General features: G+C 68.9%; 28 protein-coding genes. 11 read left to right on the top strand and 17 right to left on the bottom strand.

The features are described 5' to 3' along the window. Positions 1–236: 236 nt before the first annotated feature. Positions 237–833: an oligoribonuclease gene (gene orn, locus AC07OH_RS26505; RefSeq protein ID WP_070062329.1), complete on the bottom strand. Its 597-nt coding sequence runs from the start codon at positions 831–833 to the stop codon at positions 237–239. A gap of 62 nt (positions 834–895) precedes the next feature. Between orn and AC07OH_RS26500 the strand changes: the two genes are divergently transcribed. The 3 genes from AC07OH_RS26500 to rsgA are packed head-to-tail and all read left to right on the top strand — an operon-like array spanning position 896 to position 3,515. Further along, positions 896–2,161: a M48 family metallopeptidase gene (locus AC07OH_RS26500; RefSeq protein ID WP_495302775.1), complete on the top strand. Its 1,266-nt coding sequence runs from the start codon at positions 896–898 to the stop codon at positions 2,159–2,161. 31 nt (positions 2,162–2,192) lie between these two features. Then, on the top strand, positions 2,193–2,543 hold the full coding sequence (locus AC07OH_RS26495; RefSeq protein ID WP_495302692.1) for a 4a-hydroxytetrahydrobiopterin dehydratase: 351 nt from the start codon (positions 2,193–2,195) through the stop codon (positions 2,541–2,543). Positions 2,544–2,555: 12 nt separating this feature from the next. Beyond that, complete coding sequence (gene rsgA / locus AC07OH_RS26490) at positions 2,556–3,515, top strand: ribosome small subunit-dependent GTPase A (RefSeq protein WP_489058032.1); 960 nt, start codon at positions 2,556–2,558, stop codon at positions 3,513–3,515. Between the two features lie 25 nt (positions 3,516–3,540). Here the strand turns inward: rsgA and AC07OH_RS26485 are convergent, their stop codons facing one another. The 8 genes from AC07OH_RS26485 to rpsP all read right to left on the bottom strand — a co-directional run bounded on the left by AC07OH_RS26485 (position 3,541) and on the right by rpsP (position 9,691). Further along, the gene (locus AC07OH_RS26485) at positions 3,541–4,566 is read right to left on the bottom strand and encodes a hypothetical protein (protein WP_495302691.1); all 1,026 of its coding nucleotides are present in this window, start codon (positions 4,564–4,566) and stop codon (positions 3,541–3,543) included. Between the two features lie 22 nt (positions 4,567–4,588). Continuing rightward, on the bottom strand, positions 4,589–5,665 hold the full coding sequence (gene hisC / locus AC07OH_RS26480) for a histidinol-phosphate transaminase (protein WP_495302690.1): 1,077 nt from the start codon (positions 5,663–5,665) through the stop codon (positions 4,589–4,591). A gap of 4 nt (positions 5,666–5,669) precedes the next feature. Further along, complete coding sequence (locus AC07OH_RS26475; RefSeq protein WP_062475069.1) at positions 5,670–6,671, bottom strand: CobD/CbiB family protein; 1,002 nt, start codon at positions 6,669–6,671, stop codon at positions 5,670–5,672. Positions 6,672–6,729: 58 nt separating this feature from the next. Continuing rightward, positions 6,730–7,473, bottom strand: coding sequence for a CoA pyrophosphatase (locus tag AC07OH_RS26470; protein ID WP_495302689.1), 744 nt, complete (start codon positions 7,471–7,473; stop codon positions 6,730–6,732). A gap of 128 nt (positions 7,474–7,601) precedes the next feature. After that, entirely contained in the window at positions 7,602–7,985 is a 384-nt protein-coding gene (rplS, locus tag AC07OH_RS26465) for a 50S ribosomal protein L19 (RefSeq protein ID WP_056572437.1), read from the bottom strand. Between the two features lie 109 nt (positions 7,986–8,094). After that, positions 8,095–8,841 carry a tRNA (guanosine(37)-N1)-methyltransferase TrmD gene (gene trmD, locus AC07OH_RS26460; RefSeq protein WP_495302688.1) on the bottom strand — a complete coding sequence of 249 codons (747 nt, stop codon included), beginning with the start codon at positions 8,839–8,841 and terminating at the stop codon, positions 8,095–8,097. A 16-nt stretch (positions 8,842–8,857) separates the two neighbouring features. Then, positions 8,858–9,412, bottom strand: coding sequence for a ribosome maturation factor RimM (gene rimM, locus AC07OH_RS26455; protein WP_159275690.1), 555 nt, complete (start codon positions 9,410–9,412; stop codon positions 8,858–8,860). Between the two features lie 15 nt (positions 9,413–9,427). Continuing rightward, a complete protein-coding gene (rpsP, locus tag AC07OH_RS26450; protein ID WP_070062321.1) occupies positions 9,428–9,691 on the bottom strand; it encodes a 30S ribosomal protein S16 in 264 nt (87 codons plus the stop codon). A 179-nt stretch (positions 9,692–9,870) separates the two neighbouring features. Here rpsP and AC07OH_RS26445 point away from each other — a divergent pair, with 179 nt between their 5' ends. Both AC07OH_RS26445 and AC07OH_RS26440 read left to right on the top strand, forming a co-directional pair. Next, entirely contained in the window at positions 9,871–10,395 is a 525-nt protein-coding gene (locus AC07OH_RS26445) for a GNAT family N-acetyltransferase (RefSeq protein ID WP_495302687.1), read from the top strand. A gap of 13 nt (positions 10,396–10,408) precedes the next feature. Further along, positions 10,409–10,855: a TM2 domain-containing protein gene (locus AC07OH_RS26440; protein WP_495302774.1), complete on the top strand. Its 447-nt coding sequence runs from the start codon at positions 10,409–10,411 to the stop codon at positions 10,853–10,855. Positions 10,856–10,992: 137 nt separating this feature from the next. Here AC07OH_RS26440 and AC07OH_RS26435 read toward each other — a convergent pair whose 3' ends face one another. The 6 genes from AC07OH_RS26435 to hda all read right to left on the bottom strand — a co-directional run bounded on the left by AC07OH_RS26435 (position 10,993) and on the right by hda (position 16,440). Further along, the gene (locus AC07OH_RS26435) at positions 10,993–12,003 is read right to left on the bottom strand and encodes an inorganic phosphate transporter (RefSeq protein WP_153282544.1); all 1,011 of its coding nucleotides are present in this window, start codon (positions 12,001–12,003) and stop codon (positions 10,993–10,995) included. Positions 12,004–12,019: 16 nt separating this feature from the next. Further along, positions 12,020–12,664: a DUF47 domain-containing protein gene (locus tag AC07OH_RS26430; protein ID WP_056571891.1), complete on the bottom strand. Its 645-nt coding sequence runs from the start codon at positions 12,662–12,664 to the stop codon at positions 12,020–12,022. A gap of 125 nt (positions 12,665–12,789) precedes the next feature. Next, positions 12,790–13,401: a trimeric intracellular cation channel family protein gene (locus tag AC07OH_RS26425; RefSeq protein ID WP_495302686.1), complete on the bottom strand. Its 612-nt coding sequence runs from the start codon at positions 13,399–13,401 to the stop codon at positions 12,790–12,792. Between the two features lie 5 nt (positions 13,402–13,406). Next, a complete protein-coding gene (gene folK, locus AC07OH_RS26420) occupies positions 13,407–14,078 on the bottom strand; it encodes a 2-amino-4-hydroxy-6-hydroxymethyldihydropteridine diphosphokinase (RefSeq protein WP_495302685.1) in 672 nt (223 codons plus the stop codon). After that, a complete protein-coding gene (pcnB, locus tag AC07OH_RS26415) occupies positions 14,075–15,712 on the bottom strand; it encodes a polynucleotide adenylyltransferase PcnB (protein ID WP_495302684.1) in 1,638 nt (545 codons plus the stop codon). Before pcnB ends, folK begins: the two co-directional genes overlap by 4 nt. Positions 15,713–15,750: 38 nt before the next feature. Then, entirely contained in the window at positions 15,751–16,440 is a 690-nt protein-coding gene (gene hda / locus AC07OH_RS26410; protein ID WP_056571899.1) for a DnaA regulatory inactivator Hda, read from the bottom strand. A 152-nt stretch (positions 16,441–16,592) separates the two neighbouring features. Here hda and purM point away from each other — a divergent pair, with 152 nt between their 5' ends. The 5 genes from purM (at position 16,593) to AC07OH_RS26385 (ending at position 21,032) form a co-directional block, all read left to right on the top strand. Then, positions 16,593–17,633: a phosphoribosylformylglycinamidine cyclo-ligase gene (purM, locus tag AC07OH_RS26405; protein WP_062475090.1), complete on the top strand. Its 1,041-nt coding sequence runs from the start codon at positions 16,593–16,595 to the stop codon at positions 17,631–17,633. A 49-nt stretch (positions 17,634–17,682) separates the two neighbouring features. Beyond that, positions 17,683–18,753: an AI-2E family transporter gene (locus AC07OH_RS26400; protein ID WP_495302683.1), complete on the top strand. Its 1,071-nt coding sequence runs from the start codon at positions 17,683–17,685 to the stop codon at positions 18,751–18,753. Positions 18,754–18,865: 112 nt separating this feature from the next. Then, the gene (locus AC07OH_RS26395; protein WP_495302682.1) at positions 18,866–19,438 is read left to right on the top strand and encodes an isochorismatase family protein; all 573 of its coding nucleotides are present in this window, start codon (positions 18,866–18,868) and stop codon (positions 19,436–19,438) included. Continuing rightward, positions 19,435–20,064: a DJ-1/PfpI family protein gene (locus AC07OH_RS26390; protein WP_495302681.1), complete on the top strand. Its 630-nt coding sequence runs from the start codon at positions 19,435–19,437 to the stop codon at positions 20,062–20,064. The genes AC07OH_RS26395 and AC07OH_RS26390 overlap by 4 nt, the downstream gene beginning before the upstream one ends. Beyond that, the gene (locus tag AC07OH_RS26385; protein WP_495302680.1) at positions 20,034–21,032 is read left to right on the top strand and encodes a GlxA family transcriptional regulator; all 999 of its coding nucleotides are present in this window, start codon (positions 20,034–20,036) and stop codon (positions 21,030–21,032) included. Before AC07OH_RS26390 ends, AC07OH_RS26385 begins: the two co-directional genes overlap by 31 nt. Here AC07OH_RS26385 and AC07OH_RS26380 read toward each other — a convergent pair. Together AC07OH_RS26380 and AC07OH_RS26375 are read right to left on the bottom strand one after the other, a co-directional pair. Then, positions 21,026–22,633: a M14 family metallopeptidase gene (locus AC07OH_RS26380; protein ID WP_495302679.1), complete on the bottom strand. Its 1,608-nt coding sequence runs from the start codon at positions 22,631–22,633 to the stop codon at positions 21,026–21,028. The genes AC07OH_RS26385 and AC07OH_RS26380 overlap by 7 nt on opposite strands. Positions 22,634–22,679: 46 nt before the next feature. Further along, positions 22,680–23,972, bottom strand: a complete 1,293-nt coding sequence (locus AC07OH_RS26375) for an RNA polymerase sigma factor (protein WP_495302678.1) — start codon at positions 23,970–23,972, stop codon at positions 22,680–22,682. A gap of 38 nt (positions 23,973–24,010) precedes the next feature. On the opposite strand from AC07OH_RS26375, the gene AC07OH_RS26370 reads away from it, so the two are divergent. Next, positions 24,011–25,006, top strand: coding sequence for a formylglycine-generating enzyme family protein (locus AC07OH_RS26370; protein ID WP_495302677.1), 996 nt, complete (start codon positions 24,011–24,013; stop codon positions 25,004–25,006). Positions 25,007–25,014 lie beyond the last annotated feature (8 nt).

The raw sequence follows: 25,014 nt of genomic DNA, 5'->3' as shown, positions 1-25,014 counted from the left end.
CAAACGCGAGCGCTGCCGTAGGCGGCGCCCCGTTGGTGGTTAAAAACATCAACCATCCAACGACATTCAACTTCCGGCTTTCGTCGGAGGCTGCGGCCCTTTTTGATCAGCGGATGCGATCGGGCGCGGTGTGCAAGATAGGGAGATGCGAGAGACGCTGATCTGTGTCCAAAGACGCGTTCAAATCAGCGAAGCCTGCGATTATGGCACGGCTTCGGGTTTTTACCTAATTGTTGTCAATCCACCAAGCGCAGGAAGGTTTCCCGGTAGTGCGCCAGCTCCTCGATGGACTCGTGCACGTCGGCCAGCGCGGTGTGCGCCTGCTGCTTCTTGAAGGCGGTGTAGGCCGCGGGCTTCCAGCGCTTGGCCAGCTCCTTGAGGGTGCTGACGTCGAGGTTGCGGTAGTGGAAGTACGCCTCGAGCTTGGGCATGAACTTGACCAAGAAACGCCGGTCCTGCCCGATGGTGTTGCCGCACATCGGCGAGCCGCTCCTGGGGATGTACTTGGCGATGAATTCGAGCAGCTGCTGCTCGGCCGCGGCTTCGTCCAGCGTGGAGGCCTTCACCTTGTCGATCAGGCCGCTGCGGCCGTGGGTGCCCTTGTTCCAGGCGTCCATGGCGTCGAGCACGGCGTCGCTCTGGTGAATGACGAGCACGGGGCCGTCGATGCGGGGCGTGAGGTCGGGGCCGGTGACGACCACGGCGATCTCGAGCAGGCGCTCTTTCTCGGGGTCGAGGCCGCTCATTTCGCAGTCGAGCCAGACCAGGTTCTGGTCGCTTTTCTTCAGGGTGGGGGCGGCTGCGGGGGGCGTCGGGTCAAGGGATTCGGGCATCGCAGGATTGTCGTCGAAGGCCTGCGCCCCGATATACCGGGGACTAAACTCGCCGCTTCATGATGTCTTACTCGCTCATCTTCACCCTTGCCTTCGCGGCGGCGCTCGTGGCGGGCCTGCTCGTGAAGTTCTGGCTGGCCACCCGCCAGGTGCGCCATGTGGCGCGCCACCGCGGCGCCGTGCCGGCCGCCTTCGCGCAGACCATCACGCTGGCCGCGCACCAGAAGGCCGCCGACTACACCATCGCCAAGGCGCGCTTCGGGCTCATCGAGATGGCCTGGGGCGCCGCCTTGCTGTTGGGCTGGACGCTGCTCGGCGGGCTCGACATGCTGAACAAGCTGCTGCTGGTGTGGCTGGGCGGCGGCATGGTGCAGCAACTGGCGCTGCTGGCGGCCTTTGCACTCATCGGCGGCCTGCTGGAACTGCCGTTCACGCTGTGGCAGACCTTCAGGCTCGAGGAGCGCTTCGGCTTCAACAAGATGACCTGGAAGCTCTGGCTCACCGACGCCGTCAAGTCGACGCTGCTCGGCGCGCTGATCGGGCTGCCGATCGCGGCGCTCATCCTGTGGCTCATGGGCGCGGCCGGCACGCTGTGGTGGCTCTGGGCCTGGGGCGCGTGGATGGGCTTCAACCTGCTGCTGATGCTGATCTACCCAACCTTCATCGCGCCGCTGTTCAACAAGTTCAAGCCGCTGGACGACCCGACGCTCAAGGCGCGCGTCACGGCGCTCATGAAGCGCTGCGGCTTCGCCGCCAAGGGCCTGTTCGTGATGGACGGCAGCACGCGCAGCGCGCACGCCAATGCCTACTTCACCGGCTTCGGCGCCAGCAAGCGCGTGGTGTTCTACGACACGCTGCTGCGCCAGCTCAACGCCGGCGAAGTCGAAGCCGTGCTCGCGCACGAACTCGGCCACTTCAAGCACCGCCACATCGTGAAGCGACTCATCGCGATGTTCGCGCTGAGCCTCGCCGGTTTCGCATTGCTGGGCTGGGTGTCGACCCAGGTCTGGTTCTACGCCGGCCTGGGCGTGCAGCCCAACCTGTCGCCGGCCGCGCCCAACAACGCGCTGGCGCTGCTGCTGTTCATGCTGGCCGTGCCGGTGTTCAGCTTCTTCGTCGCCCCGCTGCCGGCGCGCCTGTCGCGCAAGCACGAGTTCGAGGCCGACGCCTACGCCGTGGCGCAGACCAGCGGCGCCGACCTGTCGGCCGCCCTGCTCAAGCTCTACCAGGACAACGCCTCGACGCTCACGCCCGACCCGGTGTTCGTCAAGTTCTACTACTCCCACCCGCCCGCCTCCGAGCGCCTTGCGCGCATGGCCGCGGCGTGATCCTCGACCCCCTATTTCAGCGAAGCCCCTCATGAGCAGCATGTTCAAACCCAAGGACTGGAAAAACCTCCCGGCCCGCAAGGCCCTGAGCGCCACCGAGATCGTCTCGGGCCTGGCCCAACTCGACGGCTGGAAGCTCACCGGCGACGGCGCCAATGTCGCGATCGAGAAGACCTTCACCTTCGCGAACTACTTCGAGACCATCGCCTTCGTGAACGCACTGGCCATGGTGGCCCACACGCAGGACCACCACCCCGACCTGTCGGTGCACTACAACCGCTGCGTGGTGCGCTTCAACACGCACGACGTGAACGGTCTCTCGATCACGGATTTCGATTGCGCCCGGCAGGCCGACGCGCTGGTTGCGAGCCCCGCCGCATGAGGACACACGCCTGTGGCTAAGCCGGGCCGCGCCGCCTTCACCCCCGCAGCACACAACACGGGGAAGGCGCACCACGACGGCCTCGTCGTCGCCAGCCACGGGCGTCACTGCCTCGTCGAAACGCCCACGGGCGAGCGGCTGATCTGCCACCCGCGCGGCAAGAAGAGCCAGGCCGTGGTCGGCGACCGCGTGCGCTGGCAGGCCACCGAAGACGAAGGCACCATCGAAGAGGTGCTGCCGCGCCGCAACCTCTTCTACCGGCAGGACGAGATCCGCACCAAGTCGTTCGCGGCCAACCTCGACCATGTGCTGATCCTGATCGCGGCCGAGCCGGAGTTCTCCGAACACCAGTTGGCGCGCGCGCTGATCGCGGCCGAGGCCCAACGCATCACGCCCATCATCGCGCTCAACAAGAGCGACCTCGTCGAGCCCTTTGCGCGCGCCTGGGCCAAGCTGGCGCCCTATCGCCGCATGCACCATGGCGTGCTGCCGCTGTCGCTCAAGGCCTCGGGCGAGGCGGACTACGCCTCGTTGATGAAGCTGCTGGCGGGCAAGTCGACCCTGGTGCTCGGCCCGTCGGGCTCGGGCAAGAGCACGCTCACCAACCTGCTGGTGCCCGGTGCGAGCGTGCTGACGCAAGAGATTTCGCAGGCGCTCAACTCGGGCAAGCACACGACCACCAGCACCACTTGGTACTGGATCGACGAGGCCCGCACCACGGGCCTCATCGACTCGCCGGGCTTCCAGGAATTCGGCCTGAACCACATCGAGCCGATGCAGCTCGCCGGCCTCATGCCCGACATCGCCGAGCACACGGGCGACTGCAAGTTCTACAACTGCACCCACCTGCACGAACCCGGCTGCGGCGTGATCTCGAACGTCGAAACGGCGACGCAACCCGGACCGATCAGCGCCTCACGCTACAAGATCTACGGCGAGCTGTTCGCCGAGCTGAGCCAGACGCGCTACTGACGCCGCACCGAGGGCCCGGCCGCGCTCAGGCCAGCCAGGTGCGGTACGACTTCCAGGTCGGGTCGAAGGCCAGGGCCAGCGTCACCGGCAACTCCAACGCTTCCTGAACCGATTGCGCATGCGCGATGGCCGCCTGCGGATCGGCCACATGGAAGTGCACGGTGCGAACGCCCTCCTCCAGCACGATGTGCGTGCAGCAGCCTTCGCCGTGCGTCTGCAGCAGCGCGGTCAGCCGGTCTTCGTAGACACGGGCCTCGTCCAGCTCTTCGCCCGATTCGACGGGGACGGCAGCCGAAAGCCGATGCCCCAGGTCGGCGCGCCCGAGCAGTGCATTCGCGGCGTCGTTTCGCATCACGACCGCCTCGACCTCGCTGCCGTCCTCGGCGGTGCGCGTGGCGGTCAGGCCCGACCAGCCGTGCTCGCCTGAGGGAAACACGCCGGTGTGGCCCAGGTCCTCGCGCCAGCACGCATCGAACAGAGACACGAAGCCGTCGAGCGGCACGCCATCGAAATCCGCTTGCGCATCGGCCTCGACGTGATCGACCGGCCCGACCTTCACGGCGAAGTCGTACTCGCCCAGGATGTGATCGAGCATGATCAGACTCATGTGGCGCGCGTGGTCCTGCATGTCCATCGGAATGGGCTTGGCAAAGCCGATCTCCAGCGCCACCCGCCCCTTGTAGGGCTCGTGCTTCACGAGAACGTCCGCGCTGGCCAGTTCGAAGTCGTTCATGCGCATGCTGAAACCTTCGCGCATGCGCTGCCGGAAGGCCTCCACCTCGACCTGCGGCAACGCGGGCGCGCTGTGCACCAGCGCCATGAGGTCCTCGAAATCGTCTTCGGCGCCGTGCGCTGTCAGCACGAGCGTGAAAGCCGGCGGGTCGCCCAGCACTTCGGCCGCCAGGTTCGGAAAGAAGGGCTGCAGCAGCGCATTCAATTCACCCACCAGCGCGTGGCCGGACAAGGACTGCAGGCTCTCGAGCTTGTCGCTCAAGGCTTGCCAGAACGATGCGCAGGCCACGGCGCGCGGATCGGCGTGAAGGGTCGACATCGACAGGATTTCTCTCAGGGTTTCAGGCGAGGATTTCGCTCAAGCACTGCACGAGCGTGCTGCACTGATCCCGCGTGCCGATGCTGATGCGCAGGTACTGCGCGATACGCGGCTGCCTGAAATGCCGCACCAGCACCGCGCGCTCGCGCAGCAGCGCGGCCAGCTCGGCCGCATCGCGCTGCGGGTGGCGCGCGAACACGAAGTTGGCCTGCGACGGCAGCACCTCGAAGCCCAGGTCTTCGAGCTGCAGAGTCAGGCCTTCGCGCGTGTCGACGACCTGGTCGCGTGTCTTGCGGAACCACGCCTCGTCATCGAGCGAGGCCACGGCGCCGGCGGAGGCCAAGCGATCGATCGGGTAGGAATTGAAGCTGTCCTTGACTCGCACGAGCGCGTCGATCAGGTGCGCCTGCCCGCAGGCGAAACCGACGCGCAGGCCGGCCAGCGAGCGCGACTTGGACAGGGTCTGCACCACGAGCAGGTTCGGATACCGACTGATCAGCGACAGTGCACTCTCGCCGCCGAAATCGACATACGCCTCGTCGACCAGCACCACGCGATCCGGGCACGCCGCAAGCAGCTGCTCGATGCGCGCCAGCGGCTGGCCAATGCCGGTCGGCGCATTCGGGTTGGCGATGACGATGCCGCCGCAGCCCTGGCGGGCGCGCGCCGCGAACGCATCGATCTCGATGCGCAGGCCCTCGTCGACCGGCAGCTGCTCGCAGGCGATGCCGTAGAGCTGGGCATAGACCTTGTAGAAGCTGTAGCTCACGTCGGGCATCAACAGCGGCTGCGCCTGCTGGAAGAAGGCGAAGAAGGCGTGCGCGAGCACTTCGTCCGAGCCGTTGCCCGCGAATACTTCGCCCACCTGCAGGCCGTGGCGGCGCGCCACGGCTTCGCGCAGCGCGAGCGACGTGGGGTCGGGGTAGCGCTCCAGCCCGTCGGCCGCCGCGCGCTGGATCGCCGCGATGGCCTCCGGCGACGGCGGGTACGGGTTCTCGTTGGTGTTGAGCTTGACGAGGTTGGCGATGCGCGGCTGCTCGCCGGGCACATAGGGCTCGAGCGCGCCGATGCGCGGGCTCCAGAAGGGCAGAGTGGTCATGGGGTCAGCCGAGCAAGCGCGCGAGCGTGAGCAAGGCCAGCAGCACCATCCACATCACGACCGATCGCCAGACCAAGCCGACCACGCTGCGAAGGTGGCCGGGCTCAGGCTCGCGACCCGGCGTGCTGCCGCTGTCCAGGCGCCGGCCGACGCTCGGCGATTCGCCGGCCTGCGCGCGCGGCAGCGGATCGGCCACCGGGATCGGGCTCAGCGAGCCGCCGCCCAGACGCACGTTCACCGCGCCGGACGTGGCCGCGAGGATCACGCCATCGTTCTCGTTGGGGAAGCGCCGCGCATCGTTGCGCCAGCAGTCGATGGCCTCTTCGAAGCTGCCGACCACGGCGAAGCCGAGCGCCGTGATGCGCGCGGGCAGCCAGTCGACGGCATGCCAGGCCCGCTCGGCCGCGTCCTGCACCGCCACGCTCGAAGGCTGCACCGGCGCGCCGTTCTTGTGGGCCCAGTAGCGCGCGACGAACTCGCTCATGCGATAGAACACCGCGCCCGCCGGCCCCAGGCCCAGGGCGGCGAGCACCGAGAACCAGGCCAGCACGCCGAAGACATGGCGGTGCGCCGCAATGACCGAATGCTCGATCACGTGGCGCACGATTTCACTGCGCGGCAGCTCGGCGGCATCAACGCCCTGCCAGTGCGCCAGCAGCGAGCGCGCGAGCGGCTCGTCGCCCTCGTCGAGCGCGTCGCGGATGTCGGTGAAGTGGTGGCTGAACTGGCGAAAGCCGAGCGTCATGTAGAGCACCGCGACGCTCCACAGCACGGCGAACGGCAGGCCCAGCGTGAGCACCAGCAGCCAGTGCACGCCCAGCGACAGCAGCGTGGGCACGAACACCGCGAGCCCCCAGGCGATCCATCCATGGTGCGGCTTGCCCGCATCGAAATTGCGGCTGGTCCAGCGCGTCCACGCCAGAACGCCGCCGTACACGGGGTTGTGCGGGCCCAAGGGCCGCACCTGCTCGATCAGCAACGCGCACAGGATGGCAAAGAAGCTCATCCTTCGATGATAGCGAGAGCACCTGAAGGTTTTGGCCCCAGGTGGCGCCCGATCAGCTTCAGGCGACGAGGAAGCGGTAGAGGTTGCGCAGCATGCCCGCCGTGGCGCCCCAGACGAAGCGCTCGTGGGGGCCATCGACATACGGCATCGAGTACCACTCGCGACGGACACCATCGGTGGCGCTGATGGCATGGCGGCGGTGGTTGACCGGGTCCATGAGCCAGGCGAGCGGCACCTCGAAGGCCTCGGCCACTTCGAAGGGATTGATGTCCAGCACGAAGTCGGGCTGCACCAGCGCGACCACCGGGGTCACGACGAAGGACGTGACGGTCGTGTAGGTCGGCAAGGTGCCGAGCACTTCGATGAACTGCGCCGACAGGCCCACCTCTTCCCAGGCTTCGCGCAGCGCGGCGGCCTGGATGTTGGCGTCTTCAGGGTCGACACGCCCGCCTGGAAACGCGACCTGACCCGAATGGGTCGACAGGTGCGTGGTGCGCTCGGTGAGCAGCACGGTCGCGCCTTGGAGGCGCTGCACGATCGGCACCAGCACGGCAGCCTGAGCCGGCACCCGGTCGCTCATGCGGGGCTCGCGGCGCAGCTCGGGCGTCCACACGGGCGGCGAGGCAAAGCGCGCCCGCAGGGCCTTTGCCGTCAGCTGCACCGGCGCCACGGCCGGCAGACCATCGCTTCCGTCCACGAAAGGCACCTGGCGCGGGTCGATCTGCAGCAGCGTGGGCGGCACCACGGCATTGACGGGTTCGACGACGGCGGAGGGCGGGGGGGCGGAGGAAGTGGAAGTCAAGAGAAGGTGCGGCCTGTGATGGGATGAGGGGAGTAGAGCGTAAAAATGAAAAGCTGTCTTGAATGCGCGGCGCCAACGCAAAAAGCCGCCAGAGCGGCGGCTTTTTGAGCAGAAAGGACGGCGGCTGATTAAGCGGCCGACGCAGCCTTCTGCGACTTGCCCGGCAGCTTTTCCTTGATGCGTGCCGAACGACCGCTGCGCTCGCGCAGGTAGTACAGCTTGGCACGGCGCACGTCGCCGCGGCGCTTGACTTCGATGCCGGCGATCAGCGGGCTGTAGGTCTGGAACGTACGTTCCACGCCTTCGCCGCTGGAGATCTTGCGCACGGTGAAGCCGCTGTTGAGGCCACGGTTGCGCTTGGCGATCACGACGCCTTCGTAGGCCTGCACGCGCTTGCGGCTGCCTTCGACGACGTTCACGCTGACGATGACCGTGTCACCGGGCATGAAATCGGGGATGGTCTTGCCGAGACGGGAAATTTCTTCCTGCTCGAGGGTCTGGATGAGGTTCATGATTTCCTGGATATCGATCGTTTCGGGCTGCACTAAAGGCGCCGTGGCTTTGACGGGAGAACCGCCAGAAAACCGGGCGCGGCCGGACAGAGGATCGGGGAACCGCGGATTATAGCTTTTTTTTCAGTGCGGCCTCATCGGCCTTGTTCAGCTTGCCGGCTGCCCGGGCGGCATCGATCAGTTCGGGGCGCCGCGCGGCCGTGATGGCCAGGCGCTGGTCGCGCCGCCAGCGCTCGATCTGCGCATGGTGGCCCGACAGCAGCGGCGCCGGAACGCCCTGCCCGTTCCACTGCTCGGGCCGCGTGTAGTGCGGGCAATCGAGCAGGCCGTCGAGCGCCGGGTTGAAGCTGTCCTGTACGTGGCTGGCCTCGTCGCCCAGCACGCCGGGCTGCAGGCGGGCCACGGCGTCGAGCAAGGCCATGGCCGCGATCTCGCCACCCGACAGCACGAAGTCGCCAAGGCTGATCTGGTGCGTGACGCGCGCGTCGATGAAACGCTGGTCGATGCCTTCATAGCGTCCGCAGACCAGCACCGCGCCCTCGCTCGCCGACCAGCGCTCGACGGCCTCGTGGCGCAGCGCCTCGCCGATGGGCGAGAACAGCACCACCGGCGCCGGCGTGCCGCGAGCGGCCAGCGCGGCATCGAGACAGGCCGTCAGCGGCTCCGCCATCATCACCATGCCGGGTCCGCCGCCGAAGGGGCGGTCGTCCACGCGCTTGTAGTTGCCCTGCGCGAAATCGCGCGGGTTCCACAGCACGACCTCGACCTGCTTCGATTCGTAGGCGCGACGCGTCACGCCGCTGGCCATGAAGGGCGCGAACAGTTCGGGAAAAAGCGTGAGGACGTCGAAGCGCATGCGCGCGCGGCCCGGGTCAGAACTCGGGTTGCCAGTCGACCGTGATGAGGCGGCCGGGCAGGTCGACCTTGTCGACGAAGACCGAGACGAACGGCACCATGCGCTCGATGGTCTTGCCGTCTTCTTCGGCCGTCAGCACCAGCGTGGTCTGCGGGCCGGTGGCGAGCAGTTCGCGCACCGCACCAAGCACGACACCTTCGCGGTTGACGACCGACAGGCCGATCAGGTCGACCCAGTAATACTCGTCGTCGCCGGCGGTCGGGAAGCTCGAACGCGGCACGAACACGCGCGCGCCGCGCAGCGCCTCGGCCGCATTGCGGTCGGGCACGTCCTCGGACGAGGCGACGATGCAGTCGGAATGTTCTTTGGCTTCGCGAACCGCGAGCCGGAAAGCGGCAGGTGTGGAGGCTCCGGGAGCCTGCAGGAACCAGCGCTTGGAAGAAAAAAGCGCCTCAGGTTGGGCGCTGTGGGGCAGGACCTTGAACCAGCCCTTGATGCCCCAGGCATCGGCGATGCGTCCGACCTCGATCGCATCCGCCGGCAGTTCGGCGGCTTCGAGTGTGGGCAACATCGCCGTGCGGGCGGCTTAGGCGGCCGCCGCGGGAGCCGCAGCAGCGGCTTGCTTGATCAGGCGCAGCACCGTGGGCGAAGCCTGGGCACCGACGCTCTTCCAGTACGCGAGGCGGTCCTGGGCGATGCGGATGCTTTCTTCGTTTTCCTTGGCGGTCGGGTTGTAGAAACCCAGACGCTCGATGAAGCGACCATCGCGGCGAACGCGCTTGTCCGACACGACGATGTTGAAGAACGGACGGCCTTTGGAGCCGCCGCGGGAGAGTCGAATGACGACCATGATTTATCCTTGGGTGGTCAGCGAGCCAGTTCAAATAGAAAGAGGCCCGCTCACGATGTTCTTCCAGCGTCGAGACACGCGACATGGCCACCCGGCCAGCGCACGCTGAAAAGCCCACGATTATAGCCCGACCCGGGTTTTTCTCCGAATTCCGGCCCCGCGCCGCCTGCCCCACCCGCATGACCCTCACCATCCGCCCCAGCCGCGACGAAGACATCGCAGCCATCACGGCCATCTATGCCCACCACGTGCTGCACGGCACCGGCACCTTCGAAACCGAGCCTCCGTCGGAGGCCGACATGGCCTCCCGGCGGGCCGATGTGCAAGGCAAGAACCTGCCCTACCTCGTGGCCGAAGAAAACGGCGAAGTGTTGGGTTTTGCCTACTGCAACTGGTTCAAGCCGCGTCCGGCCTACCGGTTTTCGGCCGAAGACTCGATCTACATGTCCGACGCCGCACGCGGCAAGGGCCTGGGCTCGCAGCTGCTGGCGGCGCTCTCGCAGGCGGCCGAAGCGGTCGGCGTGCGCAAGCTGATCGCGGTGATCGGCGATTCGGCCAACGTCGGTTCGGTCGGCGTGCACCGCAGCCAGGGCTTCACGCACGTGGGCGTGCTGAAAGACTGCGGCTGGAAATTCGACGCCTGGCGCGACGTGGTCCTGATGGAAAAAGTACTCGGCGAAGGCAGCCGCACCAAACCCGAATGATGTGATGAAGAAAATGAAAAGCAAGACCGTGGCCGCCTGGCTCTCCTTCCTCGGCGGCCCGCTGGGCCTGCACCGCTTCTACCTGCGCGGCATGGGCGACTGGCTCGGCTGGCTGTTGCCCATCCCCACCGCGCTGGGCATCTACGGCATCGAGCGCCTGCACATGTACGGCGTGGACGACGGCGTGAGCTGGGCGCTGATTCCGCTGCTCGGCTTCACGATCGCAGGCTGCGCCTTGATGGCGATCATCTACGGCCTGATGACGCCCGAGAAATGGAATGCCCGCTTCAACGCCGGCGCAGCGCCCGACGCCGCACCGGGCCAGACCAACTGGCTCACGATCGGTGCCGTGGTGGCGTCTTTGTTCTTCGGCAGCTCGATCCTGATGGCGAGCATCGTGTACAGCTTCCAGCACTACTTCGAGCACCAGATCGAAGAGGGCCGCAAGATTTCACAGTAACTGTTGCCCACCCCCAGGCTGCGCGCACTTCGTGTCGCTTCGCCAACCCCCTACCGGGGGCGGGCCGGCCGCTTCGGGCGGCCGTGCGCGGCGGCCCCCACGAATGAAGAAGAGACAGCGCGCGCTGCTTCAGCGCCTTAGAAAATCTGCCAGCTGAACCAGTAAGCCATCGCCGCAACGAAGGCCGAGGCGGGAATGGTCAGGACCCAGGCCCAGACGATGTTCCCCGCCACGCCCCAGCGCACCGCGCTGGCGCGCTGCGTGGCACCGACGCCGACGATGGCGCCCGTGATCGTGTGGGTGGTCGACACCGGAATGCCCAGCGCGGTGGCCAGGAACAGGGTCAGCGCCCCGCCGGTCTCGGCGCAGAAGCCGCCCACGGGCTTGAGCTTGGTGATCTTCTGGCCCATGGTCTTCACGATGCGCCAGCCGCCGAACATGGTGCCCAGCGCAATGGCCGCGTAACAACTCACGATGACCCAGGTCGGCGGCACCGCGTCGCTGGTCGAGGCATAGCCGGTGGCGATCAGCAGCATCCAGATGATGCCGATGGTCTTCTGTGCGTCATTGCCGCCGTGGCCCAGGCTGTAGGCACCGGCAGACACCAGTTGCAATCGCCGGAACCACCGGTCCACGCGCGACGGCGTGGCGCGCCGGAAGCCCCAGGCCACCACGATCATCATCAGCGAGCCCAGCAGGAAGCCCAGCAGCGGCGACACGAAGATGAAGGCCACGGTCTTCCAGATGCCGGAAGCCACGAGGCCGCTGGTGCCGGTCTTGGCGATCACCGCGCCCACGATGCCGCCGATCAGTGCGTGCGACGAGCTGCTCGGGATGCCGTAGTACCAGGTGACGAGGTTCCAGCTGATGGCGCCGATGAGCGCCCCGAACACCACGTGCACGTCGACCACCCCGGGCTGGGCGATGCCCTTGCCCACCGTGGCCGCCACGCTCAGGTGGAAGACGAAGATCGCGATCAGGTTGAAGAAAGCCGCGAACACCACGGCCTGCCCCGGCTTCAGCACGCCGGTGGAGACCACCGTCGCGATCGAATTGGCGGCATCGTGGAAGCCGTTCATGAAGTCGAACAGGATCGCGAGCGCGACCAGCACCACCACCACCCAGAGGGCGACCTGCACCGTTGTCATCGGTTGCTACCCGTTTTCAGGAATTCTCGAGGACGATGCCCTCGATCACGTTGGCCACGTCCTCGCACTTGTCGGTGATCGTCTCGAGCAGTTCGTAGATCGCCTTGAGCTTGATGACCTCGCGCACGTCCGGCTCCTCGCGGAACAACTTGCTCATGGCGCTGCGCATCACGCGGTCGGCGTCGGATTCGAGGCGGTCGATTTCCTCGCAGGTCTTGAGCGTGGCCTCGGCCACGGCCGGGTCGGCGATCTTGCCGAGGTACTTCACGGCGTCCTTGAGGCGGTCGCAGCACTTCACGCTCAGGGCCGTGAGGCGCACGATCTCGTCGGTCATGTGGCGCACGTCGTACAGCGCCATGGTCTCTGCCGAGTCCTGGATCAGGTCGGCCACGTCGTCCATCGTGTTGATGAGCTTGTGGATCTGCTCGCGGTCGATGGGCGTGATGAAGGTCTTGTGGATCAGGCGGTTGACGTCGTGCGTCACGCGGTCGGCGGCGCGCTCGGCGTTGTCGACGTCGCGGTTGTACTGTTCGCGCAGATGCACGTCCGCATAGTGGGTGACGAGCTGCTCGAACGCACGCGCCGCCTCCACGATGCGCTCGGCATGCTGGTTGAACATTTCAAAAAAATTGCCCTCTCGGGGCAGCAGCTTGCCGAACATGGAAAAACTCCTGGGACGCGCCAATCACAATTTCATGACGCCTTCGTGAAAACTTCCCGAGTTTAACGGGCGCGACCGGAACGACCGGTCGGGCCGAGCTTCGAACCCCCGCTCTGCAGGCCCACTCAGGCCGGCAACCGCAGCACAGGCAGGTGCCAGCCGCCGTAGATGCCGCCCAGCCGCAGCGCCACGATCAGCAGCACGCCCACATGGAACGCCCAGCGGCGCGGCGTGCCCGCAACCTGCAGCAGCAGGTAGGCCGCAATGCCTGCGATGGCGGCCGAGCCGTAGATGCCGCTGCTCAGCAGCAGCGGAATGCGGGCGGTGAACACGTCGCGCAGCAGGCCGCCGGCCGCGCCGGTCATGGTGCCGACGAGCATGACGATGGGAGCCGGCAGCCGCCGCTCCTCGGCCACCTGCGCGCCGGTGATGGCGAACAGGCCGAGCCCCAGCGCATCGGCCACGGCCAGCGCGTGCTCGGGCAGCGGCATCAGGTGGACCCATGCGATGGTGAACACCGCCGACGCCAGGATCACGTACACATAGCGAGTGTCGTGGATCCAGAACACCGGGTGACGGCCGAGCAGCAGATCGCGCAGCGTGCCGCCACCAACCGCGGTGACCGAGGCGATCACCAGCACCCCCAGCCAGTCGAGGCCCGCATGGCCGGCCGCCAGTGCCCCACTGACCGCGAAGACCGCCACACCGGCGAGATCGAGGACGTAGAGCAGCGGCACGACCGTCAGACGATGCGCTTGACCACCTGGCCCGTGACACGCGCCAGCGCGGCACGCGGCACCTTGTCGGGTGCGATTTCGGCGAGCGGCTTCAACACGAAGGCGCGCTCGCGCATGCGGGGGTGCGGCAGGGTCAGCGCCGGGGTGTCGATCACCGAATTGCCGTGCATCAGCAGATCGAGGTCGAGCGTGCGGGGCGCATTGGGAAAGGGCCGCTCACGGCCGGCCAGTGTCTCGAGGCGTTGCAATGCCACCAGGAACTGCTCGGCATCGAGGCCGGTGCGCACGGCGACCACGGCGTTGATGTAATCGGGGCCTTCGGCATCCACCGGCTCGCTGCGATACAGCGACGAACGGGCCGTGACCTGGGTGCGCTGCAGCGCGCCGATCGCGGCCATGGCGGCCTTCACGGCGGCCTCGGCATCGCCCAGGTTGGCGCCGATGGCAACGAAGGCCTGCACGGTCGGGTAGTCCTCGCGCGGACCGCGCGGACGACGCACGGGGGCTCCGGCGGGGACGCGGCGCGCGGGTGGACCGCTCCTGGCGCCGGCCGATGAGGACGACGACGGCTTGGCACCGCCCGCACGCGGCGGTGCGGGCTTCTTGCCCGCGGGCTTGCCCACCGCCTTGGCTGCGGGGCTCTTCTTGCCGTCCTTCGGCCGGTCGGTTGCGCTCATTCGCCTGCGACGCTCCCGCCGCCCTCGCTGCCGCCACCACCGCTACCGCCGCCCACCGGGCGCGGCTTGCGCCGGCGCTTGCGCTTGCGCGGAGCCGCTGCTTCGCCATCCGGCGGCACGGCATCGGCCTCGATGTCGGGGCCGTCTCCGTCGTCCGACTCGGCTGCGGTCTGCTTCTGGCGCGCCGGTTGTTCGCTGCGCGGCTTGGGCGCAGCGGCCGGGTCGCGCAGGCGCACGCGCTGGCGCACCTTCTGTTCTTCGCGGACCTGTTCGAGCAGGTCCTGGCGGCGCAGGTCGTCAGCGGTGCTGAACTCTTGCCACCACTCGGCGATGGCCTCGCCGACCTCGCCCACGTCGGCACGCAGGCGCATGAAGTCGAAGGCGGCGCGGAAGCGCGCCTGCTCGACCAGGCTGTAGGGCGTGGAGCCGGTGCGCTTGTCGAAGCGCGGCTGCATCATCCAGATCTCGCGCATGTCGGCGGCCAGCTTGCCGCGGCCCGACACGTCGCCGATGCGCGAATTGAACACATCATCGATGGCGTCCTGCAGCGCCGGGAACGGCGGCTGCGGGCGCTGGCCATGGCGGCCTTCCTGGCGCTGGGCCCAGCCGTCGCGCACGTCGGCCCACAGCACGCAGGCCAGCAGGAAGCTGGGCGCCACGGGCTTGCCTTCGCCCACACGGCGGTCGGTGTCCTGCAGGGCGGCCTTCACGAAGGGCTGGTCGGCGCGCTCCACCACCACGTCAAGCAGCGGATAGATGCCGGTGGCGAGCCCCAGCTTGCGCAGCTGCTCGACCGTGGCGATGGCATGGCCGGTCTGCAGCAGCTTGAGCATCTCGTCGAACATGCGGCTTTGCGGCACGTCGGCCAGCAGCTTGCTCGACTCGATCAGCGGCGCGGCGGTCTTGGCTTCCATCTTGAAACCGAGCGCGGCCAGCTTGGCCGAGAAGCGGATCGCGCGAATGATGCGCACCGGGTCTTCGCGGTAGCGCGTGACCGGGTCGCCGATCATGCGCAGCGTGAGCTTCTGGGCGTCCTTGATGCCGTTGTGATAGTCGACCACGACCTGGTTGGCCGGGTCGTAGTACATGGCGTTGACGGTGAAGTCGCGGCGCGCCGCGTCTTCTTCCTGCGGGCCCCAGACGTTGTCGCGCAGCACGCGGCCGCTGGCGTCCACGGCGTGCTTCATGCTCGCGAGCTCGCCCTTGCTGGTGCGTTCGTTGCCGGCCACCTGCTCGGCGGCGGCGTTGTCCATGTAGGCACGGAAGGTCGAGACCTCGATCACCTCGTGCTCGCGGCCCCGGCCGTACACCACGTGCACGATGCGAAAGCGCCGGCCGATGATGAAGGCGCGGCGGAACAGCGACTTGACCTGCTCGGGCGTGGCATTGGTGGCCACGTCGAAATCTTTCGGCCGCAGGCCCAGCAGCAGGTCGCGCACCGCGCCGCCCACCACGTAGGCCTCGTAGCCGGCCTGCTGCAGCGTGGTGACCACGTTCTTCGCGCGTTCGTCGACCAGGGCAGGATCAATCTTGTGAACCTCTGCCGGCACCTCCTGGCGCTTGCCGAAGCGGCTCTTGCCCTGTGCGCTGCCGGCGGACTTGCCGAGCAGCTTGTCGATGAATTTCTTGATCATTGGTTGTTTTTCGAGGAGGAGCAGACGCTTCTTCTTATTTATTCGTTTTCGAGCATGGAGCGGATCAGCGGAATGGTGATCGCGCGTTGGGTCTGCAGGGCGTAGCCGTCGAGCTGCGAGAGCAGCTCCATCAGGCTGCCCAGGTCGCGGCTGAAACGGTGCAGCATGAAGTCGAGCACGTCGTCGGACAGCATCACGCCGCGCGCGTCGGCCGCCTGACGCAGCACCGCGCGGCGTTCGCTTTCGCTGAGCACCTGCAGGTGGAACACATGGCCCCAGCCGAGGCGGGTGCGCAGGTCTTCGCGCAGCGGCAGGTCGGCCGGCGGCAAGGCGCCGGCGGCGACCACGCCGCGCTGCAGGGTCTGGGCGTTGACAAACCAGTTGAAGGCCGCGTGCTGCTGCACCGCGGTGTAGAGGTGGACGTCGTCGAGCAGGACGGCGCCCCAGCGCTCGTCGAATTCGGGCGGCTCCAGCAGGCCGGCGTGCAGCCAGCCCACGCTGGCGCCCTGCTCGGCCAGTGCGACACGCACGGATTCGAGCAGGTGGGTCTTGCCGCTGCCGCTGTCGCCCCAGAGGTAGGTCGGCACCGGCGAGTGCAGCGCAGGGCTGCCGTCGGCGCCGCCCACCCACACTTGCAGGTGTCGCAGCGCCGCCTCGTTGGGGCCGGCAAAAAAGGCGTCGAAGCTGGGGCCCGTCGCAATGCCGATATCGAGCGCGAGCTGTTTCATCCCGGGAAGGTTCATGGAGGGGGCCCGGAGGGCCCTTAAAATCGTGAGGAATTCTATCGGCCCGGCCGCCTCGGTCGCCGGCGCCTCCCCTACCCGCCCTTCCTCGCCGCTTCGCGAACCTTTTCGCTCCTTCTTCTCGACACCGCCCGCCCATGACCTCCTCCACGCCCACCCCGCTCAGCTACAAGGACGCCGGTGTCGATATCGACGCAGGCGACGCCCTGGTCGACCGCATCAAGCCGCTGGCGAAGAAAACCATGCGCGAAGGCGTGCTGGCCGGCATCGGCGGCTTCGGCGCCCTGTTCGAAGTGCCCAAGCGCTACAAGGAACCCGTGCTGGTGAGCGGCACCGACGGCGTGGGCACCAAGCTCAAGCTGGCCTTCGAATGGAACATGCACGACACGGTCGGCATCGACCTCGTGGCCATGAGCGTCAACGACGTGTTGGTGCAAGGCGCCGAGCCCCTGTTCTTCCTAGACTACTTCGCCTGCGGCAAGCTCGACGTGGACACGGCCGCGGCCGTGGTCGGCGGCATCGCCCGCGGCTGCGAAATCTCCGGCTGCGCCCTCATCGGCGGCGAAACCGCCGAAATGCCCGGCATGTACCCGGCCGGCGAGTACGACCTGGCCGGTTTTGCGGTCGGCGCGGTCGAAAAGTCGAAGATCCTCACCGGCCAGAACGTCAAGCCCGGTGACGTGGTGCTGGGCCTGGCCTCGGCCGGCGTGCATTCCAACGGTTTCAGCCTCGTGCGCAAGGTGATCGAGCGCGCCGGCGCCGACCTGCCCGCCACCCTCGACGGCAAGCCCTTCCGCGAAGCCGTGATGGAACCCACCCACCTGTACGTGAAGCCCGTGCTCGAAGCGCTGGGCAAGCACCCGATCAAGGCGCTGGCCCACATCACCGGCGGCGGCCTGCTCGAGAACATCCCGCGCGTGCTGCCCGAAGGCACCGCCGCCCACCTGAAGAAGGGCAGCTGGCCCCAGACCGAGCTGTTCGCCTGGCTGCAGAAGGTGGCCGGCATCGACGACATCGAGATGAACCGCACCTTCAACAACGGCATCGGCATGGTCGTGGTGATCGACGCGGCCGAAGCCGCCGCCTGCGCCGCCACGCTGCGCGCTGCCGGTGAATCGGTGCACGAGATCGGCGTGATCGCCGAGCGCGGCGACGGCGCGGCCGTGGTCGTCGCCTGATCGCGCGCCCTTTCTTTTTTCTTTCCTCACCGCACGCCCCGCTCCCCGGATGGCCACGCCGCTGCCCGACGCCACCCTCGCCGCCCCGCCCCAGGCCGCAACTTCCCGCCACGTGACGCTGGCCAGCTACCTGCTGATGCTCGCGGGGCTGATGCTCGTGATGTGGCAGCACCTGCTGCCGGGGCTGCTGTGCGTGTGCATCGGCTTCCTCGTCGCGCGCTGGTTCGCCCGGCTGCTGGGCGGCTGGCTGTCGCGCCTGAAGCCCCTGCGTTCCGGCGCCGATGGGCTGGCGCGGGTGGTGGCGGTCACGCTGGTGCTGCTGGGCCCCATCGGCCTGGTCACGCTGGGGTTCTCGCAGGCGCGTGAATACGTGCTCGATGCGCCCGACCAGTACCGCGAACTGCTCGACTACACGGCCCGCACGGTGCTCGAACTGCGCTCCAAGCTGCCGGCCGACATCGCCGTCTACCTGCCCGAGGGCGCGGCCGAGGTGCAGCGCATCGTCGCCAACTACCTGCGCACGCAGGCCGGCTCGCTCGCGATGGCCGGGCGCGCCTGGCTGGGCGGGCTGCTGTTCGCTTACGTGGGCCTGATCATCGGCGCGCTGGCCGCCGTGGCGCCGGCGCCGGCCCAGCGCCGGCCGCTCGCGCAGCAGATGTTCCAGCGCATCACCACCTTCGGCGAGGCCTTCGGCCAGATCGTGGCGGCGCAGTTCTGGATCGCCGCCTTCAACACGCTGCTGACCGCGATCTTCCTGCTGTTCCTGATGCCACTGTGGGGCCTCGAGCTGCCCTACACGCCCGCCCTCATCACCCTGACCTTCGTGGCCGGGCTGGTGCCGATCGTGGGCAACCTGGTCTGCAACTCGGTGATCACGCTGGTGGCGCTGTCGGTGTCGCCGGTCACGGCCGCGGCCTGCCTGGGCTTCCTGATCCTGATCCACAAGGCCGAGTACGTGATCAACGCCAAGGTGGTCGGCGCGCGCACGCAGATGCGCGTGTGGGAGCTGCTGTCGGTGATGTTCGTGGCCGAGGCGGTGTTCGGCCCGGCCGGGCTGGTGGCGGCGCCGCTGTACTACGCGTACCTGAAAAAAGAACTGCACGCAGGCGGCCTGGTCTAACGGACGGGTGATGTCCTGATCTGATCGGTTCCAGTCCGCATCGGCGCGGACGAAGCGCTGGCGGCGACCAAGAATAGGCGGCATCATCTACTTTGCCTTGCCCGCTGCCGCCATGACCACCTGTCTGATTGTGATCGACGCCCAGGAGTCGTTCCGCCACCGCCCGTACTGGAACGCCGCCCTGCTCGCGCCCTACCTCGAGGCCCAGAACGCGCTGATCGCCGGCGCCGTGGCGGCCGGCCTGCCGGTGGTGCGCGTCTTCCACGTCGACGCGCCGCCATCCCCGTCCAACCCCTTCGCGGTCGAATCGGGCCATGTGCGCCCGATCGAGGGCCTCGCGCCTTTCGAGGCGGCCGCCACCTTCACCAAGCACCGCCACAGCGCGCTGGTCAACAGCGGGCTCGATGTGTGGCTCACGCAGCACGGCATCCGCCGCCTGATCGTGAGCGGCATCCGCACCGAGCAATGCTGCGAAACCACCACGCGCCACGCCTCGGACCTGGGCTGGGAAGTCGACTACGTGACCGACGCCACCCTCACCTTCGACATGGTGCAGCCCGATGGTCGGCCGCTGTCGGCCGCCGACATCAAGGCGCGCACCGCGACCGTGCTGGACGGGCGCTTCGCTACGGTCTGCAGCGTGGCACAGGCGCTTGAGCGCGCCACGGAAGGCGCGACGACATGACCCCGCTGCGCGTGCGCATCCTGGCCTACGACGGCGTCGAGGCGCTCGATTTCGCCGGCCCCTTCGAGGTCTTCACCACCGCCGCCCGCGTCCACCAGCGCCTGCACCCGGGTGCGCCCGCACCGTTCGAGGTGGCCTCGGTCGCCCACACCCGCGCAGGGGAAGCCGTGCAGGCGCGCGCCGGCCTGCGGCTGCTCGCCGACCACACGCTGGCCGATGCCGCAGCCATCGCCGACGTGCTGGTCGTCCCCGGCGGCGTGGTCGATGCGCCGATGGCCAGCCCCGACACCCTGCGATGGATCGCGCAGTGCGCGGCTGGTGCACAACTCGTCGCCTCGGTCTGCACCGGCGTCTTCCTGCTGGCGCAAAGCGGCGTCGTGACGCGCGAGGCGGTCACCACGCACTGGGAAGACCTCGCCGACCTGCGCGCCCAATTCCCGCAGCTCGACGTGCGCGAGGGCGTGCGCTGGGTCGACACCGGCCGCATCGTCAGCTCGGCGGGCATCAGCGCGGGCATCGACATGAGCCTGCACCTGGTCGAACGCCTGGCCGGACGCGACCTGGCCGAGCGAACCGCGCGCCAGATGGACTACACATGGACCCGCAACGAGCACCCCTCCGCGTAGTCTTCGTGCTCCTGCCCGACAGCCTGGTGCTCGACTGGGCCGGGCCGGCCGAGGCGCTGCGCATCGCCAACCAGCGGCTGCGCGCGGCGGGCCAGCCCGAGCGCTTCGTCATCGAATTCGCGGGACCGCGCCCGACCGTCATGGGCTCAGTCGGCGTTGCGCTTTCAGGGCTGTCGCCGCTGCCGACCCAGTGGGACGGCCCGGGCTGGGTGGTGTTGGTCGGCCTGCCGGGCGACACCATCGCGACCGACACCCCGGAGGCGCAGGACCTGCTGCACTGGCTGCGCGGCCAGCGCTTCACGCGTGGCGGCGTCGAACTGGTCACGGTCTGCGCGGGCGCCCTGCTCGCGGCGCACGCGGGCGCGCTCGCGGGCCGGCGCGTCACCACGCACCACCATCACCTGGACGAGCTGCGCGCCGTGGAGCCGCGCTGCGAGGTGGTGAGCAACCGCGTGTTCGTGATCGACCCGCCGGTCTACAGCAGCGCAGGCGTCACGACGGGCATCGACCTGATGCTGCACCGCATCGCCGACACCTGCGGCGAGGCGCTGGCGGCCCAGGTGGCGCAGGCGATGGTGGTGGCGCTGCGGCGCGGCCCGCACGACCCGGAGCTGTCGCCCTTTCTCGCCTACCGCAACCACCTGCACGCGGCGCTGCACCGGGTGCAGGACGCGGTCAGCGAACAACCGCAGGCCGACTGGAGCGTGCCACGCATGGCCGAGGTCGCCCACACCTCGGCGCGGCACCTGACGCGGCTGTTCGTCGAGCATGCGGGCGTGGCGCCGCTGGCCTACCTGCGCCGGCTGCGGCTGGCCGCCGCGCAACTGGCGCTGGCCTCGGGCGCCAGCGTGACGCGGGCGGCCGAGCTGTCGGGCTTCGGCTCGGACACGCAGCTGCGCCGGGCGTGGCACCAGTTCGGGTTGCCGGGCTCGCCTTCCGAAGGAACGTCGCTGCAGCGCGCTCAGTGAAGCACGCCCGCGGGCGCCGGCCCCGGCACGCGCAGCAGCCTGTCGTTCCCGATCTCGAGCAGCCGGTTCGCCGCGTAGCTGTTCTGCGAATCGGGCTCCAGCGCCGCACTGACCAGCGGCGACAGCGGCTGCGCCAGCGACACGTAGAAGCTGCCCGGCGGCACCACCGCGCGGCCGGTGCGCAGACGCACGCGGAAGGTGCGGATCGCCTCGCCGTCTTCGATGGCGCCGCGCGCGTCCTGGCGCTGGCCGTCGGTCTGCGACAGGATTTCATAGCGCTCCACCTGCCAGGGCGCCGCGTTGTCGATGCGCGCCACATGCACGCCCAGCATCTGCAGGCGCTGCACCGTCGTCGCCTCGCTGGACGCCAGCAGGTAGCCGCATGGACGCGGGCGGGCATTGACGACCTTCAGCGGATCGGCCGCGCGCCATTCGACCTCGATGGCCTTGTCTTCGGCGCTCTTCGCATCGAGAAAGTCGAGGCGCTGCCGCGTCGTCGTCTGCCACGCCTCGACCACCACATCGCCGCGGCAAGCCTCGGCCCTGGCACGCTGGCCAGCCTGCGCGGTGAGCTGCTTCAGCGCCGGCCCCTGGCGCGCCGCCGTTTCGATGACCGTGGCGGCCGCCAGCACCTGGGTGTGAACGCGGCGCGCGAAATGCGCGCGGCCGAGCCCCACGCCGCGCACCTCGAGCAGCAGGCTCACGGCCTGGCGCAGCCCGCTCACATTGCGGCCGGTGTCGGGCTGCACGCCGCCCATCGACACCGAGAGATCGCTGGCCTTGCCCGCGGCGGTGGTGTGGTACTTGAAGCCCTGCAGGCCCTCTCGTGCGAAGGCGGCCTGGATCGCCTCCACGTAGTCGCGCTGCGCGCTCCCGGCGATGGCGGCGTCGAGGTTGCCCACGGTCGCGGGCTGCAGCAGGCCGTCATAGCGCATGACGGCACCGAACTTGTCGATCCACCGGCCACCGACCGTGAACTCGTGCAGGTCGAGCACCACCTGCGGTGCGTAGCGCAGCATGGCGCCCGCGAGCAGGCGCGCCTCGGGCGTGCGCAGCAGCAGGTGGTCGCGGTTCACGTCGATGCCGTTGGCCGTGACGCGTGTGAAGTGCTCGGCGCCGTCGGGGTTGCCGCGCGGCAGCAGCACGAGGTTCACTTTCTGCAGCAGCGCGGCGTCGGGTCCGCTGGCAAATTTCTGCGCGAGCGCCAGCACGGCCTCGCCGCCCGCGGGCTCGTTGCCGTGCTGCTGGCCGATCACCATCACCGTGGGCCGCGACGGATCGAAGCGGCCCTGGTCGGCGAGCAACACCAGCGGCATCTCGCGCCCCTGCTGCGACACGCCCAGCCGCTCGACGCGCACATGCGGCGACTGGCGCGCGAGGTCGTCCAGGAAGGCGAGCACTTCGGCGTGCGAGGGAAAGTCGGTGCGGCCGGCACGCAGGCCCGGCGTGGCGTAGCTCACGCCAGGGTCGGGAAAGCGCGCCGCGATGGCGGGCGGCTCGACCCACACCTTGGCGGGATCGAACTGGGCCTGGGCCGGCCATGCGGCCAGCAGGGCCAGGCCGAGGGCGCACGAGGAACGGAACAAAGGAAGACGACGCATGGCGCGCATTCTCCTTGCGTGCAGCGCCGTTGCCTTCAGTGCCGGTTCAGCCTTCGACCCGGCAGGCCTCGGCGCGCGCCCGCAGCAGCGCCTGTTCGCGCGTGTTGCGCGTGAGCGAGGCGGCACGCTGGAACTCCCGGCGCGCCTCGTCGTGGCGGCCCAGCTTGAAGAGCAGGTCGCCGCGCACGGTGGGCAGCAGGTGGTAGCCCTTCAGCGCGGGCTCGTCCTGCAGCGCATCGACCACCTCCAGCCCGGCCGCCGGCCCGAAGGCCATCGACAGCGCGACCGCGCGGTTCAGCTCGACGATGGGCGACGGCGACAGCGCGGCCAGCGCGTCGTACAGCGCCGCAATGCGGGCCCAGTCGGTCTCGCCCGCGGTGCGCGCACGGGCGTGGCAGGCGGCGATGGCGGCCTGCAGCGCGTAGGGGCCGAGCGCGCCACCCAGCGCTTCGGCACGCGCCAGCGCCGCCAGGCCGCGGCGGATCAGCATCGGGTCCCAGCGCGCGCGGTTCTGGTCGAGCAGCAGCACCGGCTCGCCCGAGGCGCCCACGCGCGCGGCGGTGCGCGAGGCCTGGATTTCCATCAGCGCGACCAGCCCGTGCACCTCGGCTTCGCCGGGCACCAACTCGGCCACGATGCGGCCCAGGCGCAGCGCCTCGTCGCACAGCGCGGGGCGCATCCAGTCGTCGCCGGCGGTGGCCGAATAGCCTTCGTTGAAGATCAGGTAGAGCACCTCGAGCACCGAGGCCAGCCGGGCTTCGAGCTCGTGGCGGCGCGGCACCTCGAAGGGCACGCGCGCCTCGGCCAGCGTGCGCTTGGCACGCACGATGCGCTGCGCCACGGTGGCCTCGGGCACGAGAAAGGCGCGCGCGATCTCGTCGGTCGTGAGGCCGCCCATCAGCCGCAGCGTGAGCGCCACGCGCGCCTCGGTCGAGAGCACGGGGTGGCAGGCGGTGAACACCAGGCGCAGCAGGTCGTCGCCGATGTCGTCGTCGAGCGCCGCATCCACCGCCTGCGCGAAGTCGGCCTGCGCCATGGCGTGCAGCGCGTCGAGTTCGCGGCCGATCTCGGGTGCCTTGCGCTCGGCCAGCTGCACGTGGCGCAGGCGATCGAGGGCGCGGTGCTTGGCCACCTGCGTGAGCCAGGCGGCCGGGTTGTCGGGCACGCCGTCGACGGGCCACTGCTCGAGCGCGGCCACCAGCGCGTCCTGCGCCAGCTCTTCGGCCAGGCCCACGTCGCGCACCTTGCGCGCGAGCGCGGCGATGATCTTCGCGGACTCGATGCGCCAGACCGCCTCGATGGCGCGGTGAATGGCGGCGGCGTTCTGGCCGTCGCTCATGCGACCCCTCCGGTCGATGCGCCGGATAGCATGCAGCCATGACACCACGCCTCGTCTTGTTGAGCCTGGGCATTGCATTTGGCCTCGCGTCCGGCGGCGTCCGGGCGGACAACCTCGCCGTGGAACGCAACAGCCTCGGCATGGCCTTCGTGCGATTGCCGGCCGGCGAATTCCTCATGGGCAGCGACGAGGCGCCCGAGGCGCTGGCACGCGACTACCCCGAGTTGCCGAAGGAGCGCTTCACCCAGCTGGCCGACGAAGGGCCGGTGCACAAGGTGCGCATCACGCGGGCGTTCTGGATGGGACAGCACGAGGTGACGGTGGGCCAGTTCCGGCGCTTTCTGGAAGCTTCGGGCCATGTGCCCGAATCGGTGGCCGACGGCACCGGCGGCTACGGCTGGCGCGCCGACTACGACCCCGCCACCACGCGGCGCGGCGACGCTTTTGAAGGCCGCGACCCGCGCTACTCGTGGCGCAACCCGGGCTTCGCGCAGGGTGACGACCACCCGGTCGTCAACGTGAGCTGGAACGACGCGCAGGCGCTGGCCGCATGGCTGAGCAAGACGGAGGGCCGGCGCTACCGCCTGCCGACCGAGGCCGAGTGGGAGTACGCCTGCCGCGCCGGCACGCGCACCCGCTACAGCACGGGAGACGATCCGGCCACGCTGCTGCGCGGGGCCAATGTGTTCGACACGCGCAGCGCCGCGCATTGGCCGCGCTGGCGCGCGATGGCGCTCGCGGGCGACGACGGTTTTGCCTTCACCGCCCCGGTCGGCAGCTTCGCGCCGAACGCCTGGGGCCTCTATGACATGCACGGCAATGCGTGGGAGTGGGTGGCCGACTGGCATGGCGACGAATACTACGCGCGCTCACCGGCCGACGACCCCCAGGGCCCCGCCACGGGCACCGTGCGGGTGCGCCGCGGCGGCTCCTGGCACACCTGGGCTTTCTATGCCCGCTCGTCCTACCGCAACTGGAATGCGCCGGGCACCCGCTACACACTGGTGGGCATCCGGCTGGTGCGGGACGACTAGGCCCCGCT

Source organism: Variovorax sp. GW821-FHT10C12 (assembly GCF_059415405.1).
This window is presented reverse-complemented; position numbering and strand designations above follow the sequence as displayed.